Here is a 26,310-nt window from a genome sequence, read left to right as displayed (position 1 = left end):
GCCGAACGGTCGCCCGCGCCGGGCTCTCGGCACCTAAGGTGCCAGAGTCGCAAGAGATAAGAGCCGAGCCTGCGCTCGGCTGCTGTTGTTCGTCGCGAAGAGCAGCCGAGCGTAGGCTCGGCTCTACACAAGAAGCGGGTTACTGCGCGCCGTCCAGCGCCTGCCGCAGCGCGGCTACGGTGGCAGTGGCGGTCTGGTTCCAGTCCGGGTCCAGGCCGCGCAGCGCCGGGTTCTGGAACTGCATGGCCGAACGCCGCAGGCCCTTGGCCGAGGCGTGCAGTTCGGTGCAGCCGGTCTGCCTTGCCACGGTAGCGATGTTGCCCGGTGCCAATCCGGCGCCGGCCATCACCGTGATGCGGCCCGCTGCCTGGGTAACGAGGCCTGCCAGCACATCGGCACCGGCCTCGGCACTGACCTGACCGCCCGAGGTCAGCACGCGCTGGCAACCCAACCCGATCACCTGCTCCAGCGCGGCGGGCAGGTCCCGGGCAGCATCAAAGGCGCGGTGGAAGGTCACCTGCAGCGGCCCGGCAGCCTGCACCAGTTCACGGCACAACGGCACGTCGATGCCGCCCTGCACATCCAGCGCACCGATCACCACGCCATCGCAGCCCAGCGCGCGGCACTGCGCGATGTCACGCAGCATCAGCTCGGTTTCCAACCCGTCGTAGTGGAAGTCGCCCGGGCGTGGCCGCACCAGCACGAAGAACGGAATCGACAGGCGTTCGCGGGCGATCGCGATACTGGCGAACGACGGCGTGGTACCGCCCTCGGCCAGGTTGTCGAACAGCTCGATGCGGTCGGCGCCGCCGGCCTGCGCGGCCAGCGCCGATGCCAGCGAATTGCTGGCGATCTCCAGAGTCAGCCGCGTGCTCACGCCTGGGTGCTCGTGTAGATCGACGGCGAATCACGCAGATCGTCCTGGCGCTGCGCATCGCACACTGCATAGACGAAACCACGATGCAGCGCGTAAGCGCCCACCTCACCCTGCTTGTTCATGGCCAGGAAGCACACCTGCAGTGTCTTGCTCGCTTCCGGGCGCTTGCGCACCACGCGGTCGATCGCTTCGCGGCAGGCCTGCGCGGGAGAACGTCCCTGGCGCATCAGCTCGACCACCAGGAACGAAGCGGCATTGCGGATCATCTCCTCACCCACGCCCGAGGCGGTGGCCGCACCCACGTCGTTGTCGACGTACAGGCCGGCACCGATGATCGGGCTGTCGCCGACGCGGCCGTGCAGTTTCCAGGCCATGCCGCTGGTGGTGCACGCACCGGCCAGGTGGCCCTTGGCGTCCAGTGCCAGCATGCCGATGGTGTCGTGGTTGTCGCTGTTGCCGGGAATGCCGCGGCGCTCGGCGTTGATCTGCGGCTGGTACTTCTCGGTTTTCAACCACTCGCGCCAGGCGGCTTCGGCCTGCGGCGTCAGCAGGTGCTTGCGTTCGAAGCCCTGCTGCATCGCGAACTGCTGCGCGCCCTCGCCCACCAGCAACACATGTGGGCTGTTTTCCATCACTTTGCGGGCGACCGACACCGGATGCAGGATGTCGACCAGCGCCGCCACCGCACCACAGCGACCATCGCCGTCCATGATGCTCGCGTCCAGGCTCAGCACGCCGTCGCGATCCGGGTTGCCGCAATGGCCGACGGTGGGGTTGCACAGCTCGCTCTCGGCCCAGCGCGCACCGGCTTCGACTGCATCCAGTGCGCTGCCCCCCTGCGCCAGCACCTTCCATGCGGCCTGGTTGGCCGGTACGCCGAAGTCCCAGGTGGAAACCACCCTGGCCCCACCCTGCGTGCGCGCCTGCACGCCCGGCAATGCCGCCATGCCTGCGGCCAGTGCACCGGCCTGCAGGAACTGCCTGCGATCCACCATCGTCCCCTCCCAGTCTGCAATGCACGGCCGGCCCGATGCCGGCCCTGCCGATCAGTCGTGCGTGGGCTGCCGTGCGGCGTGCCAGACCGCTGCACCGAGCACGCCCAGCTGGCCGTGCTCCACCCGCCACACCGGTACCTGGCGCAGCACCTCGGTCAGCACACCCTTGTTGAGGAAGCGCTCACGGAAGCGGCCATCGGCCAGGAAATCCTGCACATGCGCGGAAATGCCCCCGGCCAGGTACACCGAGCGCGCGCCGACGGCGATCGCCGCGTCGCCCGCCAGGCTGCCCAGCCAGGCACAGAACACCTGCAGCGTTTCCACCGCCAGTGCATCCTCGCCGCTGCGCGCGGCACCGATCAGCGCCTCGGTACTGGTCCACACAGGGGTGACGCCGCGCAGTTCGCACAGGCACGGATACAGGTTCATCAGGCCGCTGCCGGACAGCACGCGTTCGTTGTCCACGTGCGGCCAGCGCTGCAGCAGCTTGCCCAGCACCTGCAGCTCCAGTGTGTTGCCGGCACCGAGCGCGGCATGGCCGATCTCGCTGGCCAGCACCGGGCGCTCGCCATCGGCAAAACGCAGTGCCGCGCCCAGGCCGGTACCCGCGCCCAGCACCAGCGCCGGGAAGGCCTGCGCCGGATCGGCGCCGCCGTTCAGAGGCACCAGGGTTTCCGGCTGCAGGTACGGGATCGCCAGCGCCACCGCTTCGAAATCATTGATGAGCTGCAGTTCGCGCAGGCCAGACTGTTCGCGCGTGGTCGACAGCGAGACCGTCCACGGCAGGTTGGCATTGATCAGCACATCGCCATCGAGCAGACCGGCGATGGCCACCACTGCGGTCTGCACTGGCTGGCCGAGACCAGCGGTGAAATCGGCCAGGATCGCAGCCAGGCTGGGGTGCTCGGCGCAGGCATAGGTGCGATGGCTGCCCAGCAGCGGCGCCTGGCCGGGTTGGGTCGCAGCCAAGGCCAGACGGGCGAAGGTGCCGCCGACATCGGCGACGACGAGACTGCGCGGAAGACCGCCGCGGGCGGAGTCGGTGGAAACCGGGGACGCTGCTGCGATGGTCACGCTGGCCTGCTTGGATCGATTGAATCGCCCCGATTCTCAGGCATCGGGGCGGCTTTGCCTAGCACGCCGATGGTTCAGGTTGGCCTACATGCCTTCCTGTTCGGCCACCTGCACGCCGTCCACCAGCACGCGCAGGCGCTGCGGGCGGAAGCCGGCAAACAACAGTGGCCGGGTGCGCTCGACCAGCACTTCGTGGCCGGCGATGTGGCGCAACCACGACTGTACCAGCGAGAACGAGAAGTGGGTGCCCGGGTGCAGCGGATGCTGCACCTAGACCTTTTCGGTAGCGCTCTGCAGCAGCATCGCACCGGTGAACCAGTGGCGGCTCAGCGTCACCGGCGTGGTGCCGGCCATGAAGCGGATATCCATGCGGGGTCCTTTCGCGTTGGGCAGCGGCGCCCTGGATCAGGGCTTGGCAGTCTGCAGGCTGTAGCTGGTGGTGGCGGTGAAAACCGCGCCATCGGGCTGGGTCGAACGCACTTCAACCTTGTGGCTGCCCACCGCCAGATCGGTCGGCAACGCGCCGCGCCACAGGTGCGGCGATGCGGTGGCCTCCGGCGAGCGATCGTAGCCACGCAGGTTGTTTGCAAGATCGTCGGCCACGTTCTCCACCATCAGGCGCGGATCGGGCTGGCTGACCTGCTTCATCGGCTGCCAGGCGCCGCCATCCACGCGGTACTCGACCACGCTGGCATCCTCACCCATGTAGACATTGGCGTAGACACCCCACGCCGGGTAGGCGCCCTGGCGCAGCACCTTGGGGGCATGCAGGCCGATCTGCTCGCTGGCCGGTTGGCCGGCCACGCGATACTGCAGCTTGTAGCTGCCATTGCCAGCCACGTCGAGCAGCGCATAACCCTTCGGCGTGCCATCGCTCATGGTGCTGTCCGGCACGCCGGCGGCGTCCTTCACCCCCGACCAGAACGCACCGCAGTTGGCACCGACGTTGTATTCGTGCAGCGGCTTGTCACCGTTCCAGCCCTCGGCTTTACCGTGGTATACGTGCTGCTGGGTGTGGCTGTGGCCGCTGAGCACCAGCACGTTGCGGAAGTCCTTCAGCAGGTCGAACAGGCGCTGGCGGTCGGCGTGGCGGAAGGTCTCGCGCCCCGGCGCGGCGTCGAACAACGGGATGTGCATGCCCAGCACCAGCAGGCGGTCCTTGTGCAGGCCCTTCAGGTAACTGGCAAGGAAGGCGAACTGGTCTTCGCGCAGGCCGCCGACGTACTTCGGCTTGGCCTTGGGGTCGTAGACCACGTCGTCCAGGAACACGAAGCTGGCACCGCCCTCTTCCACCGCGTAGGTGTCCGGGCCATAGATGTTGCGCCAGCTGTCCAGCGAATGTTCGTCGCTGCCCGCATCGAAGTCGAGGTCGTGGTTGCCCGGCACATGGAACCACGGCACGCCAAGTTCGGTGGTGACCTTGTTGATCGCCGGATACAGAGTCAGGTCATCGTTGACGATGTCACCCAGGGTGGTGCCCATGCGCGCCCTGGTCTGGCCGACCAGCGGTGCCACGATCGACTGCTGGTAGTAGCCGATGTCCTTCAGGCTGGCGGTCTGCGAATCGGTGAACACCAGCATCTGGAAACCACGGCGGCTGTCGTGGCGGTCCGACTGCAGCGCGAAATCCCAGTTGCGGGTGACATCGCTGGTGGCGGCGATACCACCGTACTTCAGTGCCGGTGAACCGTTCGGGCGGTAGTGGCGCCAGAACGACGGCAGGCCGTCGGTGGCCTTCGGGAAGGCGTAGGCATCGGGCTTGATCACGAACACGGTCTGGCCGTCGCGCACCGGCAGGCTGTAGCTGCCATCGGCGGCAGTCTTGACGATGGCTTCGCCGTTGGAGACCTGCACCCCGGCCAGGCCCGGATCGGTCGCGCCGCGACCCGGCCGGCCATCGCGCTCCAGATAGACCTTGCCGCTGACCACGGTATCCGCGGCCCAGGCCGGCGAGGTCAGCAACAGGCAGCACAGCCAGGTGGCAGGCAGTTTCATGGGCGGTCCGGGGAAAAAGAAGACCGCCTATTGTAGATTCCGTTGATGACATCGCGCACGCGGTGGCGCATTGCCGGTAGTGCCGGCCGCTGGCCGGCAACCTCATGATCGTCGGGCATCTGGTGGTTGCCGGCCAGCGGCCGGCACTACCGCAGCTCAACGATGGCGTATTTCCAGTACCGCCCGCGCATCATCCAGCGACAAGCCGCGCGCGCGCAGCAGCACCAGCAGGTGATACAGCAGGTCCGAGGCCTCGCCCAGCAGCGCCTCGTCGTCCTGTGCCACCGCCGCCAGAGCCGTCTCCACGCCCTCCTCGCCCACCTTCTGTGCGATGCGGCGGATGCCGCCCTCGAACAGGCTGGTGGTGTAGCTGCCTGGCGGCCGCTGCGCCTCGCGCATCGCCACCAGCTGGCCCAGCCCACCCAGGAAGTCCTTCGGTGCCCCGTCGAAACAACTCTCGGCGCCGGTGTGGCAGGTCGGCCCGGCCGGGCGCGCCATCACCAGCAGCGTGTCGGCATCGCAGTCGACACTGATCGACTGCACCACCAGCACGTTGCCGGACTGCTCGCCCTTGGTCCACAACCGCTGCTTGCTGCGGCTGAAGAAGGTCATGTGACCGATCGCCAGGGTAGCCGCCAGCGATTCGGCGCTGACATAGCCCAGCATCAGCGCCTGCAGGGTGTCGGCGTCCTGCACAACGGCCGGCAGCAGGCCTCCGCCCTTGTCCCAGTCCAGCGCCTGCAGCGCATCCAGCGATGGCTTCACTTCAATAGACATCCCGCACCTCGATCTGCTGTCCGCGTAGGTAGCGCTTCAATTCTGGAATGGCGATGGCGCCGCTGTGGAACACACTGGCCGCCAGCGCACCGTCGACATCGGCCTGGTCGAAGGCCTCGGCGAAGTGTTCCATCGCACCGGCACCGCCGGAGGCGATCAGCGGCACCTGGCACAGTGCCCGCGCCTGCTGCAGCTGCGCGACATCGTAGCCACGGCGCACACCATCGCTGTCCATGCAGTTCAGCACGATCTCGCCTGCGCCACGCCGTTGTGCTTCGACGATCCAGTCCAGTGTGCGCAGTGGCACCGCCTGGGTCTTGTCAGGGTCACCGCTGAATCGACGCACCCGCCACTGGCCATCGGCCTCGCGTACCGAATCGACCCCCACCACCACGCACTGCACGCCGAACTCGTCTGCCAGCTCGGTGATCAGCTCCGGGCGGCCCAGCGCCGGCGAGTTGATCGACACCTTGTCGGCACCGGCGAACAGCACGCGACGTGCAGTTTCCACGCTGTCGATGCCACCGGCCACGCAGAACGGAATGTCGATCAGGCGCGCGATGCGCTCGATCCAGGCCACATCCACCGAACGTGCCTCGGGACTGGCGCCGATGTCATAGAACACCAGCTCGTCGGCGCCCTGGTCGCGGTAGCGCTGTGCCAGTTCGGCGATGTCGCCCATATCGACGTGGTCGCGGAAGCGTACGCCCTTGACCACGCGGCCATCGCGCACGTCCAGGCAGGGAATGATGCGGCGGCTCAACATGCCAGCGCCTCCGCCAGGTCCATGCGCTGCTCCAGCAGCGCCTTGCCGAGAATCGCACCGCCGCAACCGGCGGCGCGGGCTTCGGCCACATCGGCCACGTCACGGATACCACCGGAGGCCTGCACCGCCACGCCCGGCAGCAGCGCCGACAGGTGCTGGTAGAGGCTGATGTTGGGGCCGGCCAGCATGCCGTCGCGGGCGATGTCGGTACACAGCAGGTGGCGCATGCCGGCGCGCGCAAAACGCTGGGCCAGGGCATCCAGGGTCACTCCGGCGTTCTCGGTCCAGCCATGCACCGGCAATTGCCATTGGCCCTGCGCGTCCTGACGGGCATCCAGCGCGATGGTGATGCGCTCGGCGCCGAACTCCTCCAGCCAGCCAACCACTTCATCGGGGCGACGCACCGCCAGTGAGCCGACCACCACGCGGCCAGCGCCGGCATCGAGGATGCGCGCCACATCGTCACGGCCACGCACGCCACCACCGGTCTGCACCTGCAGCGTGGTCTGCGCGCGGATCGACGACAGCAGCGGTGCCAGCGTGTAGCCACCGGCGCGTGCGGCGTCCAGGTCGACCAGGTGCATCCACTGCGCGCCCTGCGCGGCAAAGGCCTGTGCGCGCGGCAGCGGATCGTCACCATAGGAGGTTTCCTGCATGTAGTCGCCCTGGCGCAGCCGCACCACGCGGCCATCTCGGATATCCAGCGCGGGGTAGACGATGAAACTCATGCAGCAGTGCCCTCGAGGAAATTGCGCAGCATCAACGAACCGGTATCGCCGGAGCGCTCGGGATGGAACTGTGCGCCGAAGTAGCGCCCCTGCTCCACCACCGCGGTGAACAGGCCGCCGTGATCGCAGGCGGCTACCGTGTGGGCGTTGAGCGGTGCTGCATAGCTGTGCACGAAATAGGCGCTGGCGCGCTCCGGCACGCCCTGCAGCAACAGCGATTCGCGCAGCGGCAGCAGGCGGTTCCAGCCCATGTGCGGTACGCGAATGCCACAGGCCGGCACCAGCTTGCGCACCACCCCGGGAATCAGTCCCAGCGCTTCTACGCCGGCCTCTTCGGAGCGCTCGAACAGAAGCTGCATGCCCAGGCAGATGCCCATCAACGGCACTTCCAGCCGCTGCAATGGTTCCACCAGACCCTGCGCATGCAGGCGCTGCATGCCGGGACCAGCGGCGCCGACGCCGGGCAGGATCACCCGCTGTGCGCCGACCAGGCCATCGGCATCACGCACCAACCGCACCGTTGCACCCAGGCGCTCCAATGCGTAGAGCACCGAACCCAGGTTGGCGCCGCCGGCATCGATCAGCGCAACGTCGCTCACAGCGCCCCCTTGGTGGTGGGCAGCGCCGTGCCCTGGCGGGCCAACGCCGGGCGCAATGCCCGCGCCAGTGCCTTGAAGCAGGCCTCGACCTTGTGGTGGTCGTTGTCGCCGCGCACCTGCAGGTTGAGGTTCAGGCCGCTGGCGTCGCATAGCGAACGGAAGAAATGCGGAACCAGCTCGGTCGGCATGTCGCCCACCCGCTCGCGCTTGAACTCGCCCTCGAACACGAAATAGGGGCGGCCACTGAAGTCCAGCGCGGCACTGGCCAGGGTCTCGTCCATCGGAAGGGTGAAACCGTAGCGGCCGATGCCGCGCTTGTCGCCCAGCGCCTCGCGCAGCGCCTGGCCCAATGCGAGACCGGTGTCTTCGATGGTGTGGTGCTCGTCGATGTGCAGGTCGCCCTCGGCCTGGATGTCCAGCGCGAAGCCGCCGTGCTTGCCGATCTGTTCCAGCATGTGGTCGAAGAACGGCAGCCCGGTGTCGATGCGCGCATCGCCGGCACGGTCCAGGTCCAGTTCGACACGGATCTTCGTTTCCTTGGTATTGCGCTGGACCACGGCGGTGCGCGGCGCATCGGCCAGCGCGTGGGCGATGCCCGGCCAGTCCCACTCGCCACCGAACTGCTCGGTGCGCAGCTGGAAACCGCGGATGTTGAGATTCTCAGCGAACTGCAGGTCGGTGATGCGGTCGCCGACCATGCCCGAACGCGCCCAGTCGATGCTGCGGTCCTGCAGGTAGGCAGTCATCAGGCCGATGCCCGGCTTGCGGGTGGGCGCATTGTCCTGCGGCCAGCTGCAGTCGATCAGCACGTCACGGAAGGTGATGCCCTGGCTTTCGAAGATATGCAGCATCAGGTCGTTGGGGCCATCGAAACTGGCGCGCGGGTAGCTGTCGCTGCCCAGCCCGTCCTGGTTGGTGACGATCACGAACTGGTAGCCGGCATCGCGCAGCTTCAGCAGCGCTGGAATGACCTGTGGCACGAAGCGCAGCTTCTCGTAGGCGTCGATCTGGAAATCGGACGGCTCCTCGATGAGGGTGCCGTCGCGGTCGATGAACAGGATCGGGGTCATGCTGCGGCCCTCCGCGCCGACAGGGCCGCAAGCACGCGGTCATTCTCTTCGGGGCTGCCGATACTGATGCGCAGTGCATCGTCCAGCTGCGGTGCAGCGCGCTGGTCGCGCACCACCACGCCGGCTTCCAACAGCGTATCGAACGCGGCCTGTGCATCGGCGAAGCGGACCAGCAGGTAATTGCCGGCCGAAGCGTATACCCGGCCAATGCCGGGCAGGCCCTGCAGGGCGCGGTACAGGCGCTCGCGCTCGGTGATGACCGTGGCTACCCGCTCAGCGGTGCGCGCGAGCGCGGCCGGCTGCAGCGCCTGCACGGCCAGCTCGGAGCACGGCGTCGGCACCGGGTACGGCGCCTGGCAGCGGCGCAGCACGGCAATCAGTTCCGGCGCGGCGATCAAGGTACCGATACGCGCGGCGGCCAGTGCGTGCGCCTTGGACAACGTGCGCAGCACCGCCAGGTTGGCGTGCGCGGCAAGCAACGTGGTCGCCGAAGCGCGCTGTGCGTACTCGACATAGGCCTCGTCCACCACCACCAGCGCCTGCCCACGCAGGGCACGAGCCACCCGTTCGATCTCGGGCAGCGGGATATCGCTGCCGGCAGGATTGGACGGCGCGCACAGGAAAACGAGCTTGGCGCCCTGCCCCTTCGCAGCGGCAATCACCGCATCCAGGTCCGTGCGCAGGCCCTCACCATCGTCAATCAGCGGCACCTCGATCAACGGCGCACCCTGCAAGCGTGCACAGACTGCGTACATGCCGAATACCGGTGGCGTCACCAGCACGCCATCGCGGCCGGGCACGCACAGGGCGCGGACCAGCAGATCGATCGCCTCGTCGCTGCCACGGCCTACCAGCAGCTGTTGCGGCTGCACGCCGTACAGCGACGCCAGCGCATCACGCAGCGCAGCCGGCTGCGGCTCCGGGTAGCGGCGGCTGCCCCCGGTGGCGTCTGCCGGATTGGCCCACGCTGATTCGTTCGCGTTCAGCCACACCTCGCCCTGCACAGCGCTGCTGCGCGCCGAACTGTAGCCAGCAAAGGCCTGCAGGTCCGGCCGTACCAGGGCCAGCACGCCGTCGATGTCCGCGCTCATGCGGCCACCTCCATGCGCAGTGCCACCGCACGTTCGTGTGCATCCAGTCCTTCGGCGCTGGCGATGATGCGCGCGCAGCCACCGATCGCGGCCAGGCCAGCGGCGGTCGCGCTCTGTACGCTGATCAGGTTCTGGAAGCTGGCCACGCTGACGCCACTGTAGGCGCGCGCGGCACCAGCGGTGGGCAGCACGTGGTTGGTGCCGCTGCAGTAGTCACCCAGTGCTTCCGGCGTGTAGTCGCCGAGGAACACCGAACCGGCCGCCTGCACCTGGTCCAGCCACGCGCGCGGTTCGCGCAGGGCCAGGATCAGGTGTTCGGGGGCGTAGCGGTTGCTGATCGCAAACGCATCGGTCAGTGAGTCCACCTGGATCAACTGCGATGCCGACAGCGCCTGGCGGGCGATGTCCTGCCGCGGCAGCAAGGCCACCTGGCGTTCAACTTCGGCCTCGACCGCGGCCAGCATCGCCGCGTCATCGGTCAGCAGCAGCACCTGTGAATCCGGGCCATGCTCGGCCTGCGACAGCAGGTCAGCCGCCACGAAAGCGGGATTGGCACCGGCGTCGGCGATCACCAGCACTTCGGAGGGACCGGCCGGCATGTCGATGGCGGCGGCACCGTCCTGCGCCACCTGCTGCTTGGCCTCGGTGACGAAACTGTTGCCCGGCCCGAACAGCTTGTCGCTGGCCGGGATGCTTTCGGTGCCATAGGCCATCGCCGCGATCGCCTGCGCACCACCCAGCTTGAACACGCGTTGCACGCCGGTCAGCCGCGCGGCCACCAGCACCGCCGGATCGGCGCTACCGTCGGCGCGCGGCGGCGTGCACAGCACCACCTGCGGGCAACCGGCCAGCTGCGCCGGAACGCCCAGCATCAACGCGGTGGACGGCAGCGGCGCGCTGCCAGCCGGCACATACAGGCCCACCCGGCCGATCGGGCGCAGCATGCGTTCGCAGACCACGCCCGGCGCGGTTTCCACCGTATAGCCCTGGCCCATGCCGGCCGCATGGAAGCGGGTGATGCGTTCGGCCGCTTCCACCATGGCCTGGCGCAGCTCGGCCGGCACTGCGGCATCGGCAGCTGCGAACTCGGCTGCGGAAACTTCGAAATCCTGCAGATCCACGCCATCGAAGCGCGCGGTGATCGCGCGCAGCGCGTCGTCACCCTGCGTGCGTACCTGCGCGATCAGCGCGGCCACCGCATCACGGGTCTGCTGCGCCACGGTCTGCACCGGGCGGGTCAGTGCCGCGCTGCGCGCGGCCTCATCAAGTCGGGACCAGATCAGACGGTTCATGCCAGCGATCGCTCCACGCTCAGTACCATCAGGCCCTGCGCACCGGCGCGCTCGAGTTCCTCCATGCGCTGCCAGCTCAACGGACCGGGGCACATGGTCTGCAGGCGCAGTGCACCGCCATCAGCCGGCAGCCGCACCAGCGGTTCGGCATCGGCCAGCAGCTGCGACAACGCATCGACGCGGTCCTCGCTGGCGCGGAACATCAGCAGCTTGCGGTCCTGCCGCTGCACCACACCGTCCAGGCGGCGCAGCAGCATGCTGCGCAGGGCGCCGCGCGCATCATCGGGAACGCGTACCGCACCGGCCAGCACGGCTTCGCTGTCGAGCAGGTTGTGCACCGGGGTAAGCTGGTTGGCGCGCAGCGTGGCACCGCTGGAGACCAGGTCGCAGATCAGGTCGGCGGTGCCCAGACGCGGTGCGATCTCGACCGAGCCAGACAGTTCGACTACCTGCGCGTCCACGCCCTGCTCCATCAGCCACTGCTTGAGGATGGCCGGGTAGCTGGTGGCGATGCGGGTGCCGGCCAGCTGGGCCGGGCCCTGCCACTGCCATTCTTCTGGCACCGCCAGCATCAGCCGGCACTGGCCGAAGCCCAGCCCGCGCAATGCCTGATAGGTATCGGCCAGGCCGATCTGGCGACGCGCGGCGGCCTGTTCGTCCAGTTCGTTGCGGCCGACGATGCCGAGGTCGCAGACGCCATCGGCGATCAGACCGGGAATGTCGTCGTCGCGCACCAGCAGCAGGTCCACCGGCAGCGATTCGCCGTAGCAGAACAGCTTGTCGCGGCTCTCGCGCCAACTCAGGCCACAGGCACTGAGCAGGTTGCGGGCGGGCTCGGCCAGCCGGCCACTCTTCTGGATGGCGATACGCAGCCGGTCTCGCGCCGGCGCTGCCTGGGTTGCACTCATGGGGGAGGTCTCGAAGTCTGGAACGGGGCGCGGTTCAGCGCGAAGCAAGGCGGTCGACAGCGGCGGCATAGCCTCGATGGCCATGCTCGAGCGTGCGTGCCACCCGTCCGGTGGTGGTCACGCTGACGCCGGTGCGCTCGTGGATCTCGCGATACGGCACGCCCTGCTGCAGCAGCGGCACCACCTTCCAGCGGTCGGCCATGGCTTCCAGCTCGGCCGGGGTGCACAGGTCACGCAGGAAGGCGACCACCTGCTCCGGCTCGCGCAGCGCGGCAAAGGCCTGGGCCAGGGCGTCCAGATCGGCTTGCGGGTCTTTGGCGGCGATGTCGGGGCGGGCTTTCACGGGCGGGGCTCTTGCATCAATGTAATAGCGTGTTAGTACATTAACGCATTCTTGCGCAGTGCGTCAAATCGTGGATTGGGTTGGGGTACGGCAGGGCTGCTGCCCTGCACCCGCTAAGAGCCAGAGCAAAAGCAAAAGCTGGTTTCCTGTGCGTTGGCGGGGAGGGTCCGGTGGCAGGGGACGCCGTAAACCCGTCCATGGGGGCTTGGTCGCGGCTTGCTCGTGTGCGCAGTCCTGCGCACACGGCAAGACCCGGGTTGGGCGTCCTGCCCAACCCGCCCGAGGCATGCCTCAGGCCCATGCGGCTCACACCCTGCCACCGGACCCTCCCCACCTTCGACAGTTGGCTGCGGCCTGCTGGATCTCGTCAGGAAACTGATCGGAACCGGATTTTGTAGAGTCGAGCCATGCTCGACTGCTGTTGTCCAGAAACGCAAAACGCCCACCAAAGGGCGGGCGTTATGCTTTCAAATCAACAACCTGACCCGACTCAGGGCAAGCAACGCACCTCCGCCTGCAGCGCGCCGCGCCGCAGGCATTCGCCGAACAGGCTGCCCTGTCGGCTCGGCAGGGACTGGATGTTCTCCAACGCCCCCGCTCCCGCCCGGCACGTCCGTGAGGCCAGGGCCTGCAGCTCGTCCTCCAGCTGTGCGCGGTCGATCGCATGGCAGCGATCAACCACCAGCCGGTACTGCGCCGGCCCGATCCGCGTGCTGTGCAACGACCGGTCGCTCTGGCAGCCCGCCAGCAGGAGCACGCTCAGCACTCCTGCGGCGGCACGCATCACACCATCGCCCTGGACTGCTCCAGCTCCACCAGAAGGGTGCTGGCCAGTTCGTCGCGCGACACTTCGAACTGCTGCTCGCGCAGCAGGTCCTTCACCGCCACCACGCCGCGCGCCAGCTCATCCTCACCCGCCAGCACCACGAAGCGGATACCGGCCTTGGCCGCGTACTGGAACTGCTTGCCGATCTTCTTCGGCTCCATCTGTACTTCAGTGTTGATGCCACCGGCGCGCAGGCGGCGGGCGATGTCCAGCGACTGCGGCATGCCCTGCTCGTCCATCAGCGCAACCAGCGCCTGCACGCTGCTGGCCTCGATGCCCTCGATCAGGCCAGCCTCGCGCAGCTGCCAGAACAGGCGCGACAGGCCGATGGAAATGCCCACGCCCGGCAGCTTGGACTTGCTGTAGTGACTGGCCAGGTCTTCATAACGACCGCCCGAGCAGATCGAACCGATCTGCGGGTGGTCGGTCAGCGTGGTCTCGTACACGGTACCGGTGTAGTAATCCAGGCCACGTGCAATGGAGAAGTTCAGGCAGTAGGCGCTTTCCGGCACGCCCAGTGCCTGCACCAGCTGCAGTACTTCGCGCAGCTCGGCCACGCCGGCACGCAGGATCTCCGAGGAACCCGCGCCGTCTTCCAGCGCTGCCAGCTGTGCCAGCGCATCGGCATGACCCTGCGAACGCACGGCGACGAAGGCCAGGATCTTCTCGACCTGTTCGGCCGGAATGGCAAAGCCCTCGCCCACCAGCGTCTCGCGCACGTAGTCGGGGCCACGCTTGTCCAGCTTGTCCACTTCGCGCAGCACTGCCAGCTGGCGTTCACCCTCGGCCACGCCCAGGCTTTCGAAGAAGCCGCGCAGCAGCTTGCGGTTGTTCAACTGGATGCTGAAGTCGCCGATGCGCAGTTCCGAGAACACTGCGTGGATGACCGCCAGCACTTCGGCGTCATAGCGAACGCTCAGGCTGTCCTTGCCGATCACGTCGATGTCGCACTGGTAGAACTCGCGGAAACGGCCGCGCTGCGCACGCTCGCCGCGGTAGACGCGCTGCATCTGGTAGCGGCGGAACGGGAAGGTCAGTTCATGCTCGTGCTCGGCCACGTAGCGCGCCAGCGGCACGGTCAGGTCGAAGCGCAGCGCCATTTCCGGCAGTGAACGATCACCCGATTCGGCGGCATTGGCCAACGCGCCGGTGGACTGCACGAAATATACCTGGCGCTCGGTCTCGCCGCCGGACTTGGTCAGCAGCACATCGGACAGCTCGAACACCGGCGTCTCCACCGGCAGGAACCCGAAGCGCTCGTAATTGCGGCGGATCACGTCCAGCATGCGCTGGAATGCGATCTGCTCGCGCGGCAGCAGTTCAAGGGTGCCGGGCGGGGTACGGGGCTTGATCACGGGCGGAACTCCTGCTGGAACGGGACGTGGGAGGGGGCGACATTCTAGCGCCCCCGCCTCGAGCAGGGTCGAACGGCCGCTTGAAGTATCATAAGGCCCTCCCCGCCCGCGATACGCCCCCGCAACATGTCACGGCCTTCCGGCGCTCCGCCCGCCACCAATGACTCCGCCTCGCCGTCCTGCGTCACGCAGGACTGCCTGCACTGCTCGGTTCGCCACCTTGCGGTGTGCTCGGCGCTGTCACCCGATGAAGTGCAGGCACTGGAACAGGTCACCGTTTCCCAGCAGCTCAGCATGGGCAGTACCCTGGCCCGCACCGGCGAAGAGCGCGACCATGTCTATACATTGACCGGCGGCGCGCTGCGCCTGGTACGCACCCTGGCCGATGGCCGCCGCCAGATCAACGGTTTCGTGCTGCCCGGCGATTACCTGGGCCTGAGCGGCAGCGACCACCACCGCTACGATATCGAAGCCATCGCCGACAGCCGCGTGTGCCGCGTCGCGCTGCCGCAGATGAAGGCGCTGCGCAGCCGCTTCCCGCACCTGGAACGCAAGCTACTGCAACGCGCCTGCCAGGAGCTGGACGCCGCGCAGGACGCCGCGTTGGCACTGGCGCGGCTGCAGCCGGCCGAGAAGCTGGCCGATTTCCTGCTGCGCCTGGCCGCACGCGAGGCCAAGCTCGGTGGCGATGGCCTGCGCGTGTCGCTGCCAATGGGCCGCGGCGACATCGCCGACCATCTGGGCCTGACCATGGAAACAGTCAGCCGCACCTTCACCAAGCTGCGCCAGCAGGAGATGATCGCCCTGCCCCACCTGAACGTGGTGGAGATCCTCGACGAGGATGGGCTGCGCACGCTGGCCGGTGAAGGGTTGATCTGACCGCATCGCGGTTCATGAGGTTGCCGGCTCCGTGTTGCATCCACCCGGTAGTGCCGGCCGCTGGCCGGCAACCGCGTCCATCTCCGATCAGCGCAGCAACACCTCGCGCAACGCCGCATAGTCGGCGGCCAACGGGTCGGCATGCGCCGGTCGCTGCAGCAACGCCTCCAGCGCCGGCGGCACCACTACTGCTTCGCCGATGAGCGGCTCGACCACGGATTCGAACTTGGCCGGATGCGCGGTGGCCACCACCGCCCAGTCCCCCTTGGCACCGCCACTGCGCAGATCCTGCAGCACCTTCACTGCGGTGGCCGTATGTGGGCAGAACAGCTCGCCACGGCTGGCATGCTCAGCCGCAATCGTGGCGCGGATGGTCACGTCATCCACCGCGAACGCACGGAACGCTGCACGCAGTTCCGCGTCATCGCCGTGGTAGAGCCAGCGCAGGCGCTCGAAGTTGCTGGGCGCCCCCACGTCCATCGCGTTGGCAACGGTGGCAACACTGGCCTGCGGCTGATAGTCGTCGCCATTGAAGTAGGCCGGCAGTACGGCATTGGCGTTGGTGGCCAGCACAATCTGCCCGATCGGCACGCCCAGCGCGCGCGCCAGCACTGCCGCCATTGCGTTGCCGAGGTTGCCGGTGGGCACCACCAGGTTGAGCCGGCGTCGATGTGCGGCATGATGGCTCAACGCCGCATGCGCGTAGTAGCTCATCTGCGGCAGCAGGCGGCCCAGGCTGATGCTGTTGGCCGAACTCAGCGGCACCTGTGCCTGCAGCTCGCGGTCGGCCAGCGCCTGCTTGACCATGGTCTGGCAGTCATCGAACGAACCGGCCACGCGCAGCGCCCGGATGTTGTCACCGAAGCAACCGAGCTGATGTGCCTGACGCGGCGACACACGCCCATCCGGATACAGCACCACCACGCGCACGCCGGGTTGGCGATGGAAGGCCGCGGCAACGGCGGCACCGGTATCGCCGGAGGTGGCGACGACAATCGTCAGATCGCGCTCCTTGTCCGCCTGCAGTCGCGACAGCGTACCGGCCAGGAAGCGCGCGCCGATGTCCTTGAACGCCGCGGTCGGCCCATGGAACAGTTCCAGCACGTGGTCACCATCGCCGAGAGAGCGCAGCGGGACCGGGAAGTCGAAGGCCTCGCGGCAGATCGACGGCAGCGCGCCTTCCAGCGCATCGCCGGCAAAGAACGGTGCCAGCAGATCGGCGGCGGTATCGGCCAGGGTTGCACCGGCCTGCAATTCACGAGGTGCAGGCAGAACCTCGGGCACATACAACCCGCCATCGGGCGCCAATCCTGCGGCGATTGCCGCACTGAGGCCGACAGCAGGCGACTGGCCACGGGTCGAAACGAAATGCATGGGCAAGGTATCCAGTAGAGGGGAAGGATTCAGCACAGCCGCGCTCCCGGCGCGTCCAGCGGCGACACCCAGGCATCGCTGTCAAAGCCGGCCGCTGCAAATGCTGCGCGCACCGGTGCTGCTGCGGCATGGGCCTGATCGGCATCCTCGAACCAGGCGAACACGCTGGGTCCTGCGCCTGAGATGCCCGCGCCCATCGCATGGGCCGACAGCGCTGCGTCGCGTGCTGCTTCGAAACCGACAATCAGTCCGGCGCGACGCGGCTCCACCAGCACGTCGCGCAGGCCAGCGCGCACCAGCGAGGCATCGCTGCGATGGCAGCCACTCAGGACCAGCGCAAGATTGGCACTCTGTGCGACGAATTCACCCAGCGCATAGCTGCCCTGCAGCGCCTGGCGTGCACGGCGCGTTTCCAGCACCGCATGCGGATGCACCAACAGGCTGTGCCAGCTGGCCGGAACCGGAATCGGCAGCAGGCGATCAGCGGTGCACAACGCCAAGCCGCCCAGCAGCAGCGGGCCGACGTTGTCACCGTGGCGGCCGCCACTGGCCACCGCCTCGCCATCCAGCGCAAACGGGTACAACGCCTCGCGCGGCAGCGGTGCGTCCAGCAGTGCATTGGCGGCGACCAGGGCTGCAACGCTCGACGCCGCCGAACCGCCCATGCCGGAGCCGAACGGAATGCCCTTGTCGATCTCGATCGCGAAGCCGAAGTCCAGACCCAGCCCCTCGCGCAACGACATCAACGCGGCCCCTGCGGTATTGCCGGCAGCGTCCAGCGGCAGCTCGACCGCACTGCCACGGATTGCCTCGATCCGCACCACCAGTTCATCGATGCGACGCACGCTCACGGTATCGCCGACACCGGCAATGGCATGGCCGAGAATATCGAAGCCCACCGCCACGTTGGCCACCGAGGCCGGTGCGAACGCACGTGCGATCACAGCCGCGCTCCTTCGCCGGCGGCCACCCGCAGCAGGTCGGCGAACACGCCTGCGGCCGTGACTTCCGGGCCGGCGCCTGGTCCCTGCACCACCAGCGGGTTGTCGCAGTAACGGCGGGTACGGAACTGGACCACGTTGTCGGTCAGCCGCAGATTGGCGAACGCATGCTCGATGGGTAGTTCCTGCAGGCCGACCGAGGCACCGTCGGCACCCAGCCGCGCCACGTAGCGCAACACCGCACCGCGCTGCCGTGCGTCCTGCAGGCGCTGCAACAGGCTGGCATCGCTCTCGCCCAGGCGCGCCATGAAATCGTCCACGCCACCCTCGCGCAGCAACGCTGGCACCAGGCTTTCCACCTGGACCTGTTCCAGGCTGAGCGGATGACCGGCTTCGCGAGCCAATATCACCAGCTTGCGCGCGACATCGATGCCGGACAGATCGTCACGCGGATCCGGCTCGGTGTAACCCATCGAGCGCGCCTGCGCGACCAGTGCCGAGAATGGCTGGCTGCCGTCGTAACGGTTGAACAGCCAGGCCAGCGTGCCGGAGAAGATGCCTTCGATGGCCAGCACCTCGTCGCCGGTATCGACCAGGTCGCGCAGCGTGGTGATCACCGGCAGCCCAGCACCCACCGTGGCTTCATAGCGGAAACGCGCGCCGCTGGCAGCGGCAGCAGCGCGGATGCGCTGATAGCGCGCCAACGGACCGGCACCGGCCTGTTTGTTCGGAGTGACCACGTGGATGCCGGCGGCCAGCCAGCCCTCGTAGCGCTCGGCCACCTCGGCACTGCCACTGCAATCGATCACCACCGCGTGGGGCAGGTGCGCGGCCAGCAGGTGCTCGGTGAAACGATCCAGGTCACTGGCCTCACCCGCCTGCTGCAGCGCCTGCCGCCAATCGGCATGCAGGCCATCAGCCTCCAGCCGCATGCGCGAACGCGAGGCCAGCGCGCGCAGGCGCAGGTCGACATTGGCCTTGGCCAGCAGCTGTGGGCGCGCCGCCAGCAACTGGTCCAGCAGTGCGGCGCCGACATTGCCCGGCCCGATCACACCTACCGCAAACGTCTGCGGCGACAGCCAGAAGCCGGCATGCGCAGCGCGCAGCGCACGGGTGGCATCGGCACTGTCCACCGCCACCGAGATGTTGCGTTCCGACGAGCCCTGCGCGATCGCCAGGATGTTCACCTGCGCCCGGCCGAGGGCCTCGAACAGGCGCGCGGCGACGCCGGGCTGGCCCGCCATGCCGTCGCCAACCGCCGCCAGCACGCTGACACCGTCGCCGACCTGCACGCGCTGCACGTGGCCTACCGACAGTTCATGCGCAAATGCCTGCAGCAGCGCCTCGCGGCCACGCGCGGCCTCGGCCGCACGCACCACGCAGCAGATCGAATGCTCCGACGACCCCTGCGAGATCATCACCACCGAAACCTGCGCCTGGCGCAATGCCGCGAACACGCGTTCAGCGGTGCCGGGTACGCCGATCAGTCCAGTACCTTCCAGATTGAGCAGGGCCAGTCCGGGACTCAGGGTCAGGCCTTTCACCGGCCCGCGCGGCGAGCGCTCGGCACTGATGCGCGTACCCGGATGCGCCGGGTGGAAGGTGTTGCGGATGAAGATCGGCAGGCCAAGGCGGATCGCCGGCGACATCGTCTGCGGATGCACCACCTTGGCGCCGAAATAGGCCAGCTCGCAGGCTTCGTCGTAGCTCAGTGACTCCAGCTGCACCGCTTCCGGGACCAGCCTCGGGTCCGCCGACAGCACGCCGTCGACGTCGGTCCAGATGTGCAGTTGGTCGGCGTTGAACAGTGCCGCGAAGATCGCGCCGGAGTAGTCGCTGCCATTGCGACCGAGCGTGGTGATGCGATCGTGGCGGTCGCGGGCAACGAAACCGGTGGCGACCAGGCGCGACTGCGGATGCTGCAGGCGCCACCTGGCCAGGCGGTCGGCGCTGGCTTCCCAGTCCACGTCCACACCCAACTCGCCGTGCGCGACCACCAGCACGTCGCGCGCATCGAGCACGGCGCAGTCCTCACCCAGCGCGCGCAGGTGGGTACCGAGCAGCTGCGCGGAGAACACTTCGCCCAGACCCTGCACGCGATCGAGCACCTCGCGCGGCAGTTCGCCGATGACCGCCAGTGCCGCCAGCACTTCGGCCAGCTGATCGAAACGCACGTCAATCCATTCCACGGTCTCGCCCACCTGCTCGCCGAGCAGGGCCACCGCCGCGCCGCGGTGGCGGGCGCGCAGTGCATGCCAGGCCTCGCGCCAGCCTTCGTCACCCTTTGCTGCCATCTGGGCCAGTTCGATCAGCGCGTCGGTGACGCCCTTCATTGCCGAGACAACGGTGACCTGCAGCGATTCGGGGCGGGCCAGCAGCAGGCCGGCAACGTGGCGGTAGCGCTCGGCGTCGGCCACCGAGGTGCCACCGAACTTGTGCACGACAGTGGACGGCGCAGCCAGATCGGACGGAGCAGCGAGATGGGCGGGGGCGTGGGAAGACATGCAGACCTCGGTAGGAGGCCCCGTCGCATGCAGGTGTCGAGTTTCCCCGTCACCTGTATGGTGCGGGGCCGTGGTTTTCGGGAGTTACACGAAGACGACGGGCCGCACCAGGGCAGTGGTGACGGTGGTGGTGGTAATGGTGGTGGTGGCGACCGGCGCAGTCGAACGGCCCGCAGTGGCGGGGGCGATCAGGCTGGCGTGGGCGGCATCAAGGACCATGACGCACAGAAAACACCGGCCGCCGGGGTGCTGTCAAGTGCTGCGGTGCAAAAAATCGCTGCGACGATCATCGGTCATCGTGCCGCCATTTGGTTGCATCTGTGACAAAACCGGCATCAGCGCGCTTGACGACGGCATTCAGCCGGCATGTTCGGCGATCGCCCGTGGCGTACGGTGGGCGTGCGCGCACAGCATCACGCCCGCCACCAGGAAGACGATCGCCAGGGCTTCGAGCAGCGAGGGCCAGCGCTGCTGCCAGGCGAATGCGTAGAGCAGCGCGAACAGGGTTTCGAACACGATCATCTGCCCGGTCAGGGTCAACGGCAGCAGGCGGCTGGCGCGGTTCCAGAACGCATTGCCGAGGATCGAGGCCACCACCGCCACGCCGGCACTGATCGCCCAGAAGCCACTCCACTGCGCTGAGGTGTGGCTGCCGGTGTGGCCGATGAACGCCATCGGCACCAGCAGCAGGGCCAGCCCGCCGGTGGTGACGCCGGTCAGCAGTGACCAGTCGTGGCTGGACAAGTCGGAACGGCGCGCCAGCCAGCGGCTGTTGCCGATCGAGTACAGCGCCCACGAAAACAGCGCACCAAACGCGCACAGCAGGCCGATCAGGCGCTGCCGCCAGGGCGTTGCCAGATGCTCGGACATCAGTGCTTCCCAGCCAACCAGCGCCACGCCGAGCACGCACAGGCCCAGTGCCGGCAACAGCTGCTTCAACGGCACCGCGCCCTGCTCGCGCACACCAACCAGCGTCACAACCACCGGAATCAGGCCGACGATCAACGACGCCGCCGCACCTCCGGCCCACTGCACGGCCGTGGCCAGCAGCAGGAAGTACACCAGGTTGCCAGCCAGGCTCAGCCACAGCAGACCGATCCACTCGGCACGACCAAGCCGCGGGGCCAATCGCTTCCAGCGCGGCAGCAGCAGTACCACAGCGATCAGACCGTAGACCAGGTAGCGGCCGGCAGAGAGCTGCAGGGCATTGAACGACTGCAGCACGGCGGGCGCGAGGAAGACCACGCCCCACAGCGCGCCGGCGGCAACGCCATTGACGATGCCCAGGGCCATCGGGTTGTTGCGCATTTCGGGTTCTTGGGGGGAGAACAGGCTGCGCAGTGTAAGCGGTGGCCAGCGCGAGCTCTTGACCGAGGCTACTGCCCTGCCGCCGTTGTAGAGCCGAGCCGTGCTCGACTACTTTTGCACGACCCCTCGCGAACGGCAGTCGAGCACGGCTCGACTCTACAATCCGGCACCCCTGCGCCAGGCGGCCGGGGTCTGCCCACACTCACGCCTCAGCGCGCGGGTCAGTGCGCTCTGCTCGGAATAGCCTGCGGCCAGCGCGATATCGCTGATCGGCGCGGCGCTCGTACGCAGCTGGTGCTTGGCCCAGCGCAGCCGGCACGCACTGAGCCAGGCCTGCGGGCTGAGCCCGAATTCTCGCTGGAACAAGGCATGCAGACGGCTCTCGCTGACGCCCACGAATGCCGACATGCGTGCCACCGGCCACGATAGTCCCGGGTCGGCCTGCACCGCCGCGCACAGCCCCTGCATCCGCGCACCGCTACCAGCGGGTGCGAACACCTGCAGCAGCTGCGGAAGCAGGGCCGGCATCGGCTGGCCGCCCTGCACACCCGCCAGGCGGTGTCGCAGCGCCAGCGGCAGGTGCAGCCAGCGCTGCCGGCACAGATGCTCCTGCGTACCGTCATCGAGCACGCCCGGGGGGCAATCGACAATCACGAAACCATTGGGGCCATCGGCCATCTGGTCATGTGCTTCACCAGCAGCCACGAAAGCGCCCTGCAGCAGGTCCAGGCGACCGCCGCGGCCTTCCATCTCGAACTGCAGTTCGCCCTGCAGTGGCAGCACCCATTGCGCATAGTCATGACGGTCCAGGCCGGTGGCCTGTCCGTAGTGCCGCAGATGGAAGATGGCGCCCATCCTGACAGTGTGCGCGTGTAGCAACGGCCGTGCAAACCGCTGCTATAGTCGGGCCGTCATCCAACGCAGGGAGTGCAGGTCATGACCCATCAACACGTGTTTGTGGTGCTGGCCGCAAGTCTCAGCCTGGCAGTCGCCAGCTCGGCATCGGCACAGGAACGCACCCCGCCCGCTCCGCACTGCATGGATGCGGTCGGCGTGCAGGAAGTGGAGCAGGCATCACCGCGCTCGATTGCATTGCGCGCCGCCTCCGGCCAGGCCTATCGCATCGATTTCAACGAAGACTGCCCCGGTGTCCGCGGTGCCAGCACGCTGAAACTGGAAGCACCGGCCGGCTGGGCCTGTGGTCGTCCCAGCGAACGCGTCGTGGTCGACGGCCGCAGCTGCGCCGTCAGCGCGGTTACCCCGGTACAGGATCGCGACTACGCCAGCGTCGCCCGTGACAGCGATCGCCTGCGCACGGCCACCCTGCCCGCCGTGACCATCCGCGAGCGCAAGGAAATCCGCCGCAGCTTCGGCGGCTCACCGTCCTACTGCTTCGCCACCCGCAACGTCCGTGCCTGGTCATCCGACCCGCAGGGCATGCTGGTGGAGACCAACCCGCGTCGCAATGGTGGTCACCGCTACTACCGCGTCGAACTCGGCGGCCACTGCCGTCAGCTCGACCGCGCGCCGCAGCTCAGCTTCCGCTCCGGCATGCAGAACGGGCTGATCTGTGGCAATGCCGGCGATCGCATCCTCACCGCCGATTTCGAGAATGGCGACCTGCGCAACGATGCGCTGGCGCCGCTGCCGCAGTACACCCGCGGCAGCTGTACGATCCAGGCCGTCTACCCGGCATCCAGCCAGGCGTCGAACTAACTTTCGACGCCGAGGAAGGTGAACGGCGCGCTGGGCACGAAGTGGCCCAGTGCGTCGCCGGCGAACGTGTTGCGCTGGTCCTTGCCGAGCTCGAGCTTGAGCACCTGGCCACCGAAATCGACCTTTTTCAGATCGACCCAGAAGGTATTCGGGGTCAACGCCGATTCGAAGAAGTACAACCGCCGCTTGTGGTCGGCCACGGTGCGCCAGCGCGTGGACGAGATGTTCGGCTCGCCCGGCGTGGTGATGCCGTACGGCACCGACGCGTTGCGGATCACGCTGAACACACTGGCCAGGGCCTCCACCGGATCCTCGGCCTTGGGAATGGCATTGATGTAGAACGAAGCCCGCGCGAAGCGGTCGGATGAGCGGTTGGTACCCGGCAGCATCACCGTGCCACCGATCTGCTGCCAGTAGCTGTTGAGTGCCAGCTGCTGCTCGAAGATCGGCGAGTTGGTCATCACCTGGTAGCGGCGGTCGTGATGGATCACCTGGCGGCCGCCGATGTATTCGACAATGGCGCTGTCGCCGGTGGCATCGGACAGTGACAGGTGCAGCGTCGCCTGGCGGTCTTCGCCGGGAACCTTGTCGGTGACGATCGAGTACGGCTCGCGCTTCAGCGCCGCCACCGCCTCTTCCACCGTTGCGAAATTGTCGAGCACGTACTGCGCCCACAGCGAGATGGCCAGTCCCGGCTTGTTGCCGCGCTGCTGCGGGTACTCCGACTCCACCAGCCACAGCAGGTTGGCGACCAGGCCCTTCTCGTTCATGCCATCGGTGGTCGATACGTCGTAGCCGGTGGCCACCACGCTGCCGTAGCGCGCGGTCCACGCCAGCGACTTCGGACCCGCCTGGCCGGTGCGCGCAATGCCGCGCGGCAGGACGTAGAGATTGGTCGCTACGTCGACCTTCCAGTCCATCGAACGTGCGGTGATCACATCACCGTTGTCACCCAGGTACACCGCGCGCGTACAAGCCAGTGCCGGTGTGATCGCGGCGGCCAGCGCCACGGCCAGCATCGCCCTACCCTTCCACTTCATCCGTGCCATATCAGTACGCTCCTTTCCCCGTGGTCCGTGGATCTGACCCGATCCATCGTGACACAGCGGTGAAACCTCAGCGTACGAAGCGGTCGTGCAGCCAGAAGCCCAGCAGCATCGCGGGTACGAACCACAGCGCTTCGCGAGATGCCACCGCCAGGCCGGCAATGGCCGGACCGGGGCAATAGCCTGCCCAGCCCCAGCCTATGCCGAACAGTGCGGCGCCCAGCAGCAGGCGCGCATCGATATCACGTACGGTGGGCAGCTGGAAGCGGGCCGCACACCAGGGGCGCGTGCGTCGCAGCACCCAGCGCTGCCCGACCGCACTGACCAGCATCGCCGAGGCCAGCACCCACATCAACGTGGGATCAAAATCACCGGCCACATCGAGGAAGCCGAGCACACGACGCGCGTCGGTCATCCCGGAAAGCGCCAGCCCAGCGCCAAACAGCGCACCAGCCACAGCGGCGGCCCATAATGCGCGACTCATGCCAGACCTCCGCCGTGCCGGATCAGGAAGGTGGTCAGCATTGCGCAGGCCATGAACACCAGCACTGCCAGCAGCGAACGCTTCGAGCCGCGGGCCATGCCACAGACGCCGTGGCCACTGGTGCAGCCGCTACCCAACCGGGTACCAAAGCCCACCAGCAGGCCGGCGCCGACCAGCTGCCAGGCCGGCAACGCATCACGCAGCGGCACCTGCGGCGATGCCTCCGGCACCGATTGCCACAGCAACACCAACCCCGCCGCAGTGAGCAGTCCGAGCAAGAACGCCCAACGCCAGCCGCGCTCCCCTTTTGCTGCGCGCAGGCTACCCGCAGCGATTCCGCTGATGCCGGCCACACGCCCGAGGGTGGCGAGTAACAGCACCGCGGCGGCGCCGATCAGCGCCCCGCCAGCCACTGCACTCCATGGCAGGTTCACGCCCTGCCCCTGTCGATTCCGTTCATCGGCTTGCCTTTTTATTTAGCTTTTTCTAAATTAGCTTCTTCTAAACAAAAAGGTCAACCATGGCCCACATCGAGCTCGACAGCGCAGCAATGGCCGAGCACGCCACGCAGGCCGCCGCTCTGCTCAAGCGCCTGGCTCATCCTGCGCGGTTGCGCGTGTTGTGCCGGCTGGTGGAAGGCGAAGCGCCGGTGCCGGAGCTGCAGGCGCTGACCGGGCTCAGTGCATCGGCGCTGTCGCAGCACCTGGCGGTGCTGCGCGAACTGGATATCGTTGCGACCCGGCGCCAGGCGCAGGCCATCCACTACCGCGTGGTCGATGGCCCGGCGCTGGGTGTGCTGAAAGCGTTGCATGCCGCCTACTGTGGTGGCGACCCGCGCTGAGCGGGGATGCGGGCTCAGCCGACGTGCAGGACCGGCTGCACTACCCTGTCGAGCAGATCCACCGGCGTCGGCGCGGAACGGTCGCCCTGCAGTGCGCGGGTGAAGCCCGACCAGTCACTGGAAGACAGCTGGCGCAGCAGCGCAGCATCCACCGGCAGCGCGCGCATCGACCAGTACGGGAACTGGCGCTGGCCCAGCCGGCCGCGTGCCAGCTCGACGATGTCGATATGGCTACCAGCCTGCAGGATGCGCTCATACACCGAATCGATGCCGTCCGGTGGGCCCTCGATGTACTGCAGGAAACGGTCGCCGTCATGCAGCAGCACGCCGGTCACCCCGGCCAGCTTGTTGAAGCGTGCCGCGTCCTCGACCAATACATGCAGGCGTTCGGCGGAAAGATCCGGCAGCACCTTGCTGACGTAGGCGATGGCACGCAATGGCATGGAGCTTCCTTGGCAACGTGAGTCGCCACGGTAGCAGTTGCGGACGAGCCCGTCTCAGTATCGGGAAACGTTTGCTGA

The 26,310-nt window shown here is 67.7% G+C and carries 28 protein-coding genes and 1 pseudogene; 4 read left to right on the top strand and 25 right to left on the bottom strand.

Annotated elements, in window-relative coordinates:
* Nucleotides 1-139 precede the first annotated feature (139 nt).
* The 16 genes and pseudogenes from AC13GA_RS17860 to hisS all read right to left on the bottom strand — a co-directional run bounded on the left by AC13GA_RS17860 (nucleotide 140) and on the right by hisS (nucleotide 14,696).
* Nucleotides 140-877 (bottom strand): copper homeostasis protein CutC, encoded by a 738-nt coding sequence (locus AC13GA_RS17860; RefSeq protein WP_430766580.1) that lies wholly within the window; start codon nucleotides 875-877, stop codon nucleotides 140-142.
* Nucleotides 874-1,872: a glycosylasparaginase gene (locus AC13GA_RS17855; protein WP_046985965.1), complete on the bottom strand. Its 999-nt coding sequence runs from the start codon at nucleotides 1,870-1,872 to the stop codon at nucleotides 874-876. The genes AC13GA_RS17860 and AC13GA_RS17855 overlap by 4 nt, the downstream gene beginning before the upstream one ends.
* 51 nt (nucleotides 1,873-1,923) lie before the next feature.
* Nucleotides 1,924-2,946, bottom strand: a complete 1,023-nt coding sequence (locus AC13GA_RS17850) for a glucokinase (RefSeq protein ID WP_447781343.1) — start codon at nucleotides 2,944-2,946, stop codon at nucleotides 1,924-1,926.
* Between the two features lie 84 nt (nucleotides 2,947-3,030).
* Nucleotides 3,031-3,315 (bottom strand): annotated as a pseudogene (locus AC13GA_RS17845) (hypothetical protein).
* Between the two features lie 36 nt (nucleotides 3,316-3,351).
* Nucleotides 3,352-4,941: a calcineurin-like phosphoesterase C-terminal domain-containing protein gene (locus AC13GA_RS17840; RefSeq protein ID WP_482998676.1), complete on the bottom strand. Its 1,590-nt coding sequence runs from the start codon at nucleotides 4,939-4,941 to the stop codon at nucleotides 3,352-3,354.
* Nucleotides 4,942-5,097: 156 nt separating this feature from the next.
* A complete protein-coding gene (gene hisIE / locus AC13GA_RS17835) occupies nucleotides 5,098-5,718 on the bottom strand; it encodes a bifunctional phosphoribosyl-AMP cyclohydrolase/phosphoribosyl-ATP diphosphatase HisIE (protein ID WP_482998675.1) in 621 nt (206 codons plus the stop codon).
* Entirely contained in the window at nucleotides 5,708-6,484 is a 777-nt protein-coding gene (hisF, locus tag AC13GA_RS17830; RefSeq protein ID WP_046985961.1) for an imidazole glycerol phosphate synthase subunit HisF, read from the bottom strand. Before hisF ends, hisIE begins: the two co-directional genes overlap by 11 nt.
* Nucleotides 6,478-7,212 carry a 1-(5-phosphoribosyl)-5-[(5-phosphoribosylamino)methylideneamino]imidazole-4-carboxamide isomerase gene (gene hisA / locus AC13GA_RS17825; RefSeq protein WP_046985960.1) on the bottom strand — a complete coding sequence of 245 codons (735 nt, stop codon included), beginning with the start codon at nucleotides 7,210-7,212 and terminating at the stop codon, nucleotides 6,478-6,480. The genes hisF and hisA overlap by 7 nt, the downstream gene beginning before the upstream one ends.
* Complete coding sequence (gene hisH, locus AC13GA_RS17820; RefSeq protein WP_482998674.1) at nucleotides 7,209-7,811, bottom strand: imidazole glycerol phosphate synthase subunit HisH; 603 nt, start codon at nucleotides 7,809-7,811, stop codon at nucleotides 7,209-7,211. The genes hisA and hisH overlap by 4 nt, the downstream gene beginning before the upstream one ends.
* Nucleotides 7,808-8,881, bottom strand: coding sequence for a bifunctional histidinol-phosphatase/imidazoleglycerol-phosphate dehydratase HisB (gene hisB / locus AC13GA_RS17815; RefSeq protein WP_482998673.1), 1,074 nt, complete (start codon nucleotides 8,879-8,881; stop codon nucleotides 7,808-7,810). Before hisB ends, hisH begins: the two co-directional genes overlap by 4 nt.
* Nucleotides 8,878-9,972: a histidinol-phosphate transaminase gene (hisC, locus tag AC13GA_RS17810; protein ID WP_482998672.1), complete on the bottom strand. Its 1,095-nt coding sequence runs from the start codon at nucleotides 9,970-9,972 to the stop codon at nucleotides 8,878-8,880. The genes hisB and hisC overlap by 4 nt, the downstream gene beginning before the upstream one ends.
* Nucleotides 9,969-11,264, bottom strand: a complete 1,296-nt coding sequence (hisD, locus tag AC13GA_RS17805) for a histidinol dehydrogenase (RefSeq protein ID WP_482998671.1) — start codon at nucleotides 11,262-11,264, stop codon at nucleotides 9,969-9,971. Before hisD ends, hisC begins: the two co-directional genes overlap by 4 nt.
* Nucleotides 11,261-12,172, bottom strand: coding sequence for an ATP phosphoribosyltransferase (gene hisG / locus AC13GA_RS17800; RefSeq protein WP_136639901.1), 912 nt, complete (start codon nucleotides 12,170-12,172; stop codon nucleotides 11,261-11,263). Before hisG ends, hisD begins: the two co-directional genes overlap by 4 nt.
* A 34-nt stretch (nucleotides 12,173-12,206) precedes the next feature.
* Nucleotides 12,207-12,515 (bottom strand): YerC/YecD family TrpR-related protein, encoded by a 309-nt coding sequence (locus AC13GA_RS17795; RefSeq protein WP_025874839.1) that lies wholly within the window; start codon nucleotides 12,513-12,515, stop codon nucleotides 12,207-12,209.
* A 490-nt stretch (nucleotides 12,516-13,005) separates the two neighbouring features.
* The gene (locus AC13GA_RS17790; protein ID WP_478475365.1) at nucleotides 13,006-13,272 is read right to left on the bottom strand and encodes a hypothetical protein; all 267 of its coding nucleotides are present in this window, start codon (nucleotides 13,270-13,272) and stop codon (nucleotides 13,006-13,008) included.
* A 26-nt stretch (nucleotides 13,273-13,298) separates the two neighbouring features.
* Complete coding sequence (gene hisS, locus AC13GA_RS17785; protein WP_136639899.1) at nucleotides 13,299-14,696, bottom strand: histidine--tRNA ligase; 1,398 nt, start codon at nucleotides 14,694-14,696, stop codon at nucleotides 13,299-13,301.
* A gap of 126 nt (nucleotides 14,697-14,822) precedes the next feature.
* Here hisS and AC13GA_RS17780 point away from each other — a divergent pair, with 126 nt between their 5' ends.
* Nucleotides 14,823-15,575, top strand: coding sequence for a Crp/Fnr family transcriptional regulator (locus AC13GA_RS17780; RefSeq protein WP_482998670.1), 753 nt, complete (start codon nucleotides 14,823-14,825; stop codon nucleotides 15,573-15,575).
* 87 nt (nucleotides 15,576-15,662) lie between these two features.
* On the opposite strand, the gene thrC is transcribed toward AC13GA_RS17780, so the two are convergent.
* The 3 genes from thrC to thrA are packed head-to-tail and all read right to left on the bottom strand — an operon-like array spanning nucleotide 15,663 to nucleotide 20,394.
* Nucleotides 15,663-16,949, bottom strand: a complete 1,287-nt coding sequence (gene thrC / locus AC13GA_RS17775; RefSeq protein ID WP_482998669.1) for a threonine synthase — start codon at nucleotides 16,947-16,949, stop codon at nucleotides 15,663-15,665.
* 29 nt (nucleotides 16,950-16,978) lie between these two features.
* A complete protein-coding gene (locus AC13GA_RS17770; RefSeq protein WP_482998668.1) occupies nucleotides 16,979-17,893 on the bottom strand; it encodes a homoserine kinase in 915 nt (304 codons plus the stop codon).
* Complete coding sequence (gene thrA / locus AC13GA_RS17765; RefSeq protein ID WP_046984728.1) at nucleotides 17,890-20,394, bottom strand: bifunctional aspartate kinase/homoserine dehydrogenase I; 2,505 nt, start codon at nucleotides 20,392-20,394, stop codon at nucleotides 17,890-17,892. The genes AC13GA_RS17770 and thrA overlap by 4 nt, the downstream gene beginning before the upstream one ends.
* A 27-nt stretch (nucleotides 20,395-20,421) precedes the next feature.
* Between thrA and AC13GA_RS17760 the strand changes: the two genes are divergently transcribed.
* Nucleotides 20,422-20,718 (top strand): hypothetical protein, encoded by a 297-nt coding sequence (locus tag AC13GA_RS17760; RefSeq protein ID WP_482998667.1) that lies wholly within the window; start codon nucleotides 20,422-20,424, stop codon nucleotides 20,716-20,718.
* A 33-nt stretch (nucleotides 20,719-20,751) separates the two neighbouring features.
* Here AC13GA_RS17760 and AC13GA_RS17755 read toward each other — a convergent pair whose 3' ends face one another.
* Both AC13GA_RS17755 and AC13GA_RS17750 read right to left on the bottom strand, forming a co-directional pair.
* Nucleotides 20,752-21,702: a DMT family transporter gene (locus tag AC13GA_RS17755; RefSeq protein ID WP_046984727.1), complete on the bottom strand. Its 951-nt coding sequence runs from the start codon at nucleotides 21,700-21,702 to the stop codon at nucleotides 20,752-20,754.
* Between the two features lie 156 nt (nucleotides 21,703-21,858).
* Nucleotides 21,859-22,557 (bottom strand): helix-turn-helix domain-containing protein, encoded by a 699-nt coding sequence (locus tag AC13GA_RS17750; RefSeq protein WP_482998666.1) that lies wholly within the window; start codon nucleotides 22,555-22,557, stop codon nucleotides 21,859-21,861.
* A gap of 81 nt (nucleotides 22,558-22,638) precedes the next feature.
* Between AC13GA_RS17750 and AC13GA_RS17745 the strand changes: the two genes are divergently transcribed.
* Nucleotides 22,639-23,418 (top strand): DUF6491 family protein, encoded by a 780-nt coding sequence (locus AC13GA_RS17745; RefSeq protein WP_482998665.1) that lies wholly within the window; start codon nucleotides 22,639-22,641, stop codon nucleotides 23,416-23,418.
* On the opposite strand, the gene AC13GA_RS17740 is transcribed toward AC13GA_RS17745, so the two are convergent.
* The 3 genes from AC13GA_RS17740 to AC13GA_RS17730 form a co-directional block, all read right to left on the bottom strand.
* Entirely contained in the window at nucleotides 23,415-24,467 is a 1,053-nt protein-coding gene (locus AC13GA_RS17740) for a linear amide C-N hydrolase (RefSeq protein ID WP_482998664.1), read from the bottom strand. The two genes, AC13GA_RS17745 and AC13GA_RS17740, sit on opposite strands and share 4 nt — an antisense overlap.
* A 67-nt stretch (nucleotides 24,468-24,534) precedes the next feature.
* Nucleotides 24,535-24,948 (bottom strand): DUF6691 family protein, encoded by a 414-nt coding sequence (locus AC13GA_RS17735; RefSeq protein ID WP_426353622.1) that lies wholly within the window; start codon nucleotides 24,946-24,948, stop codon nucleotides 24,535-24,537.
* The gene (locus AC13GA_RS17730; RefSeq protein ID WP_253079291.1) at nucleotides 24,945-25,382 is read right to left on the bottom strand and encodes a YeeE/YedE family protein; all 438 of its coding nucleotides are present in this window, start codon (nucleotides 25,380-25,382) and stop codon (nucleotides 24,945-24,947) included. The genes AC13GA_RS17735 and AC13GA_RS17730 overlap by 4 nt, the downstream gene beginning before the upstream one ends.
* An 86-nt stretch (nucleotides 25,383-25,468) precedes the next feature.
* Here AC13GA_RS17730 and AC13GA_RS17725 point away from each other — a divergent pair, with 86 nt between their 5' ends.
* Entirely contained in the window at nucleotides 25,469-25,789 is a 321-nt protein-coding gene (locus AC13GA_RS17725) for an ArsR/SmtB family transcription factor (protein ID WP_482998663.1), read from the top strand.
* A gap of 14 nt (nucleotides 25,790-25,803) precedes the next feature.
* On the opposite strand, the gene AC13GA_RS17720 is transcribed toward AC13GA_RS17725, so the two are convergent.
* Nucleotides 25,804-26,232, bottom strand: a complete 429-nt coding sequence (locus AC13GA_RS17720) for a BLUF domain-containing protein (RefSeq protein ID WP_046984720.1) — start codon at nucleotides 26,230-26,232, stop codon at nucleotides 25,804-25,806.
* Nucleotides 26,233-26,310: the final 78 nt, after the last annotated feature.

It is taken from the genome of Stenotrophomonas sp. 22DLJC03 (assembly GCF_056861405.1).
The sequence above is the reverse complement of the archived record's forward strand: the minus strand, read 5'-3'. Positions and strand labels throughout refer to the sequence as shown.

Excerpts from the sequence above, each read along its gene's own strand:
- AC13GA_RS17755 (WP_046984727.1), bottom strand. The coding sequence starts at position 21,702 with ATGCGCAACAACCCGATGGCCCTGGGCATCGTCAATGGCGTTGCCGCC.
- hisIE (WP_482998675.1), bottom strand. The coding sequence starts at position 5,718 with ATGTCTATTGAAGTGAAGCCATCGCTGGATGCGCTGCAGGCGCTGGAC.
- AC13GA_RS17745 (WP_482998665.1), top strand. The coding sequence starts at position 22,639 with ATGACCCATCAACACGTGTTTGTGGTGCTGGCCGCAAGTCTCAGCCTG.
- AC13GA_RS17780 (WP_482998670.1), top strand. The coding sequence starts at position 14,823 with ATGTCACGGCCTTCCGGCGCTCCGCCCGCCACCAATGACTCCGCCTCG.
- AC13GA_RS17760 (WP_482998667.1), top strand. The coding sequence starts at position 20,422 with ATGCAGGTGTCGAGTTTCCCCGTCACCTGTATGGTGCGGGGCCGTGGT.
- AC13GA_RS17735 (WP_426353622.1), bottom strand. The coding sequence starts at position 24,948 with ATGAGTCGCGCATTATGGGCCGCCGCTGTGGCTGGTGCGCTGTTTGGC.
- hisG (WP_136639901.1), bottom strand. The coding sequence starts at position 12,172 with ATGAGTGCAACCCAGGCAGCGCCGGCGCGAGACCGGCTGCGTATCGCC.
- hisF (WP_046985961.1), bottom strand. The coding sequence starts at position 6,484 with ATGTTGAGCCGCCGCATCATTCCCTGCCTGGACGTGCGCGATGGCCGC.
- AC13GA_RS17720 (WP_046984720.1), bottom strand. The coding sequence starts at position 26,232 with ATGCCATTGCGTGCCATCGCCTACGTCAGCAAGGTGCTGCCGGATCTT.
- thrA (WP_046984728.1), bottom strand. The coding sequence starts at position 20,394 with ATGTCTTCCCACGCCCCCGCCCATCTCGCTGCTCCGTCCGATCTGGCT.
- AC13GA_RS17840 (WP_482998676.1), bottom strand. The coding sequence starts at position 4,941 with ATGAAACTGCCTGCCACCTGGCTGTGCTGCCTGTTGCTGACCTCGCCG.
- AC13GA_RS17740 (WP_482998664.1), bottom strand. The coding sequence starts at position 24,467 with ATGGCACGGATGAAGTGGAAGGGTAGGGCGATGCTGGCCGTGGCGCTG.
- thrC (WP_482998669.1), bottom strand. The coding sequence starts at position 16,949 with ATGCATTTCGTTTCGACCCGTGGCCAGTCGCCTGCTGTCGGCCTCAGT.
- hisB (WP_482998673.1), bottom strand. The coding sequence starts at position 8,881 with ATGACCCCGATCCTGTTCATCGACCGCGACGGCACCCTCATCGAGGAG.
- hisD (WP_482998671.1), bottom strand. The coding sequence starts at position 11,264 with ATGAACCGTCTGATCTGGTCCCGACTTGATGAGGCCGCGCGCAGCGCG.
- AC13GA_RS17855 (WP_046985965.1), bottom strand. The coding sequence starts at position 1,872 with ATGGTGGATCGCAGGCAGTTCCTGCAGGCCGGTGCACTGGCCGCAGGC.
- hisA (WP_046985960.1), bottom strand. The coding sequence starts at position 7,212 with ATGAGTTTCATCGTCTACCCCGCGCTGGATATCCGAGATGGCCGCGTG.
- AC13GA_RS17750 (WP_482998666.1), bottom strand. The coding sequence starts at position 22,557 with ATGGGCGCCATCTTCCATCTGCGGCACTACGGACAGGCCACCGGCCTG.
- hisC (WP_482998672.1), bottom strand. The coding sequence starts at position 9,972 with ATGAGCGCGGACATCGACGGCGTGCTGGCCCTGGTACGGCCGGACCTG.
- AC13GA_RS17725 (WP_482998663.1), top strand. The coding sequence starts at position 25,469 with ATGGCCCACATCGAGCTCGACAGCGCAGCAATGGCCGAGCACGCCACG.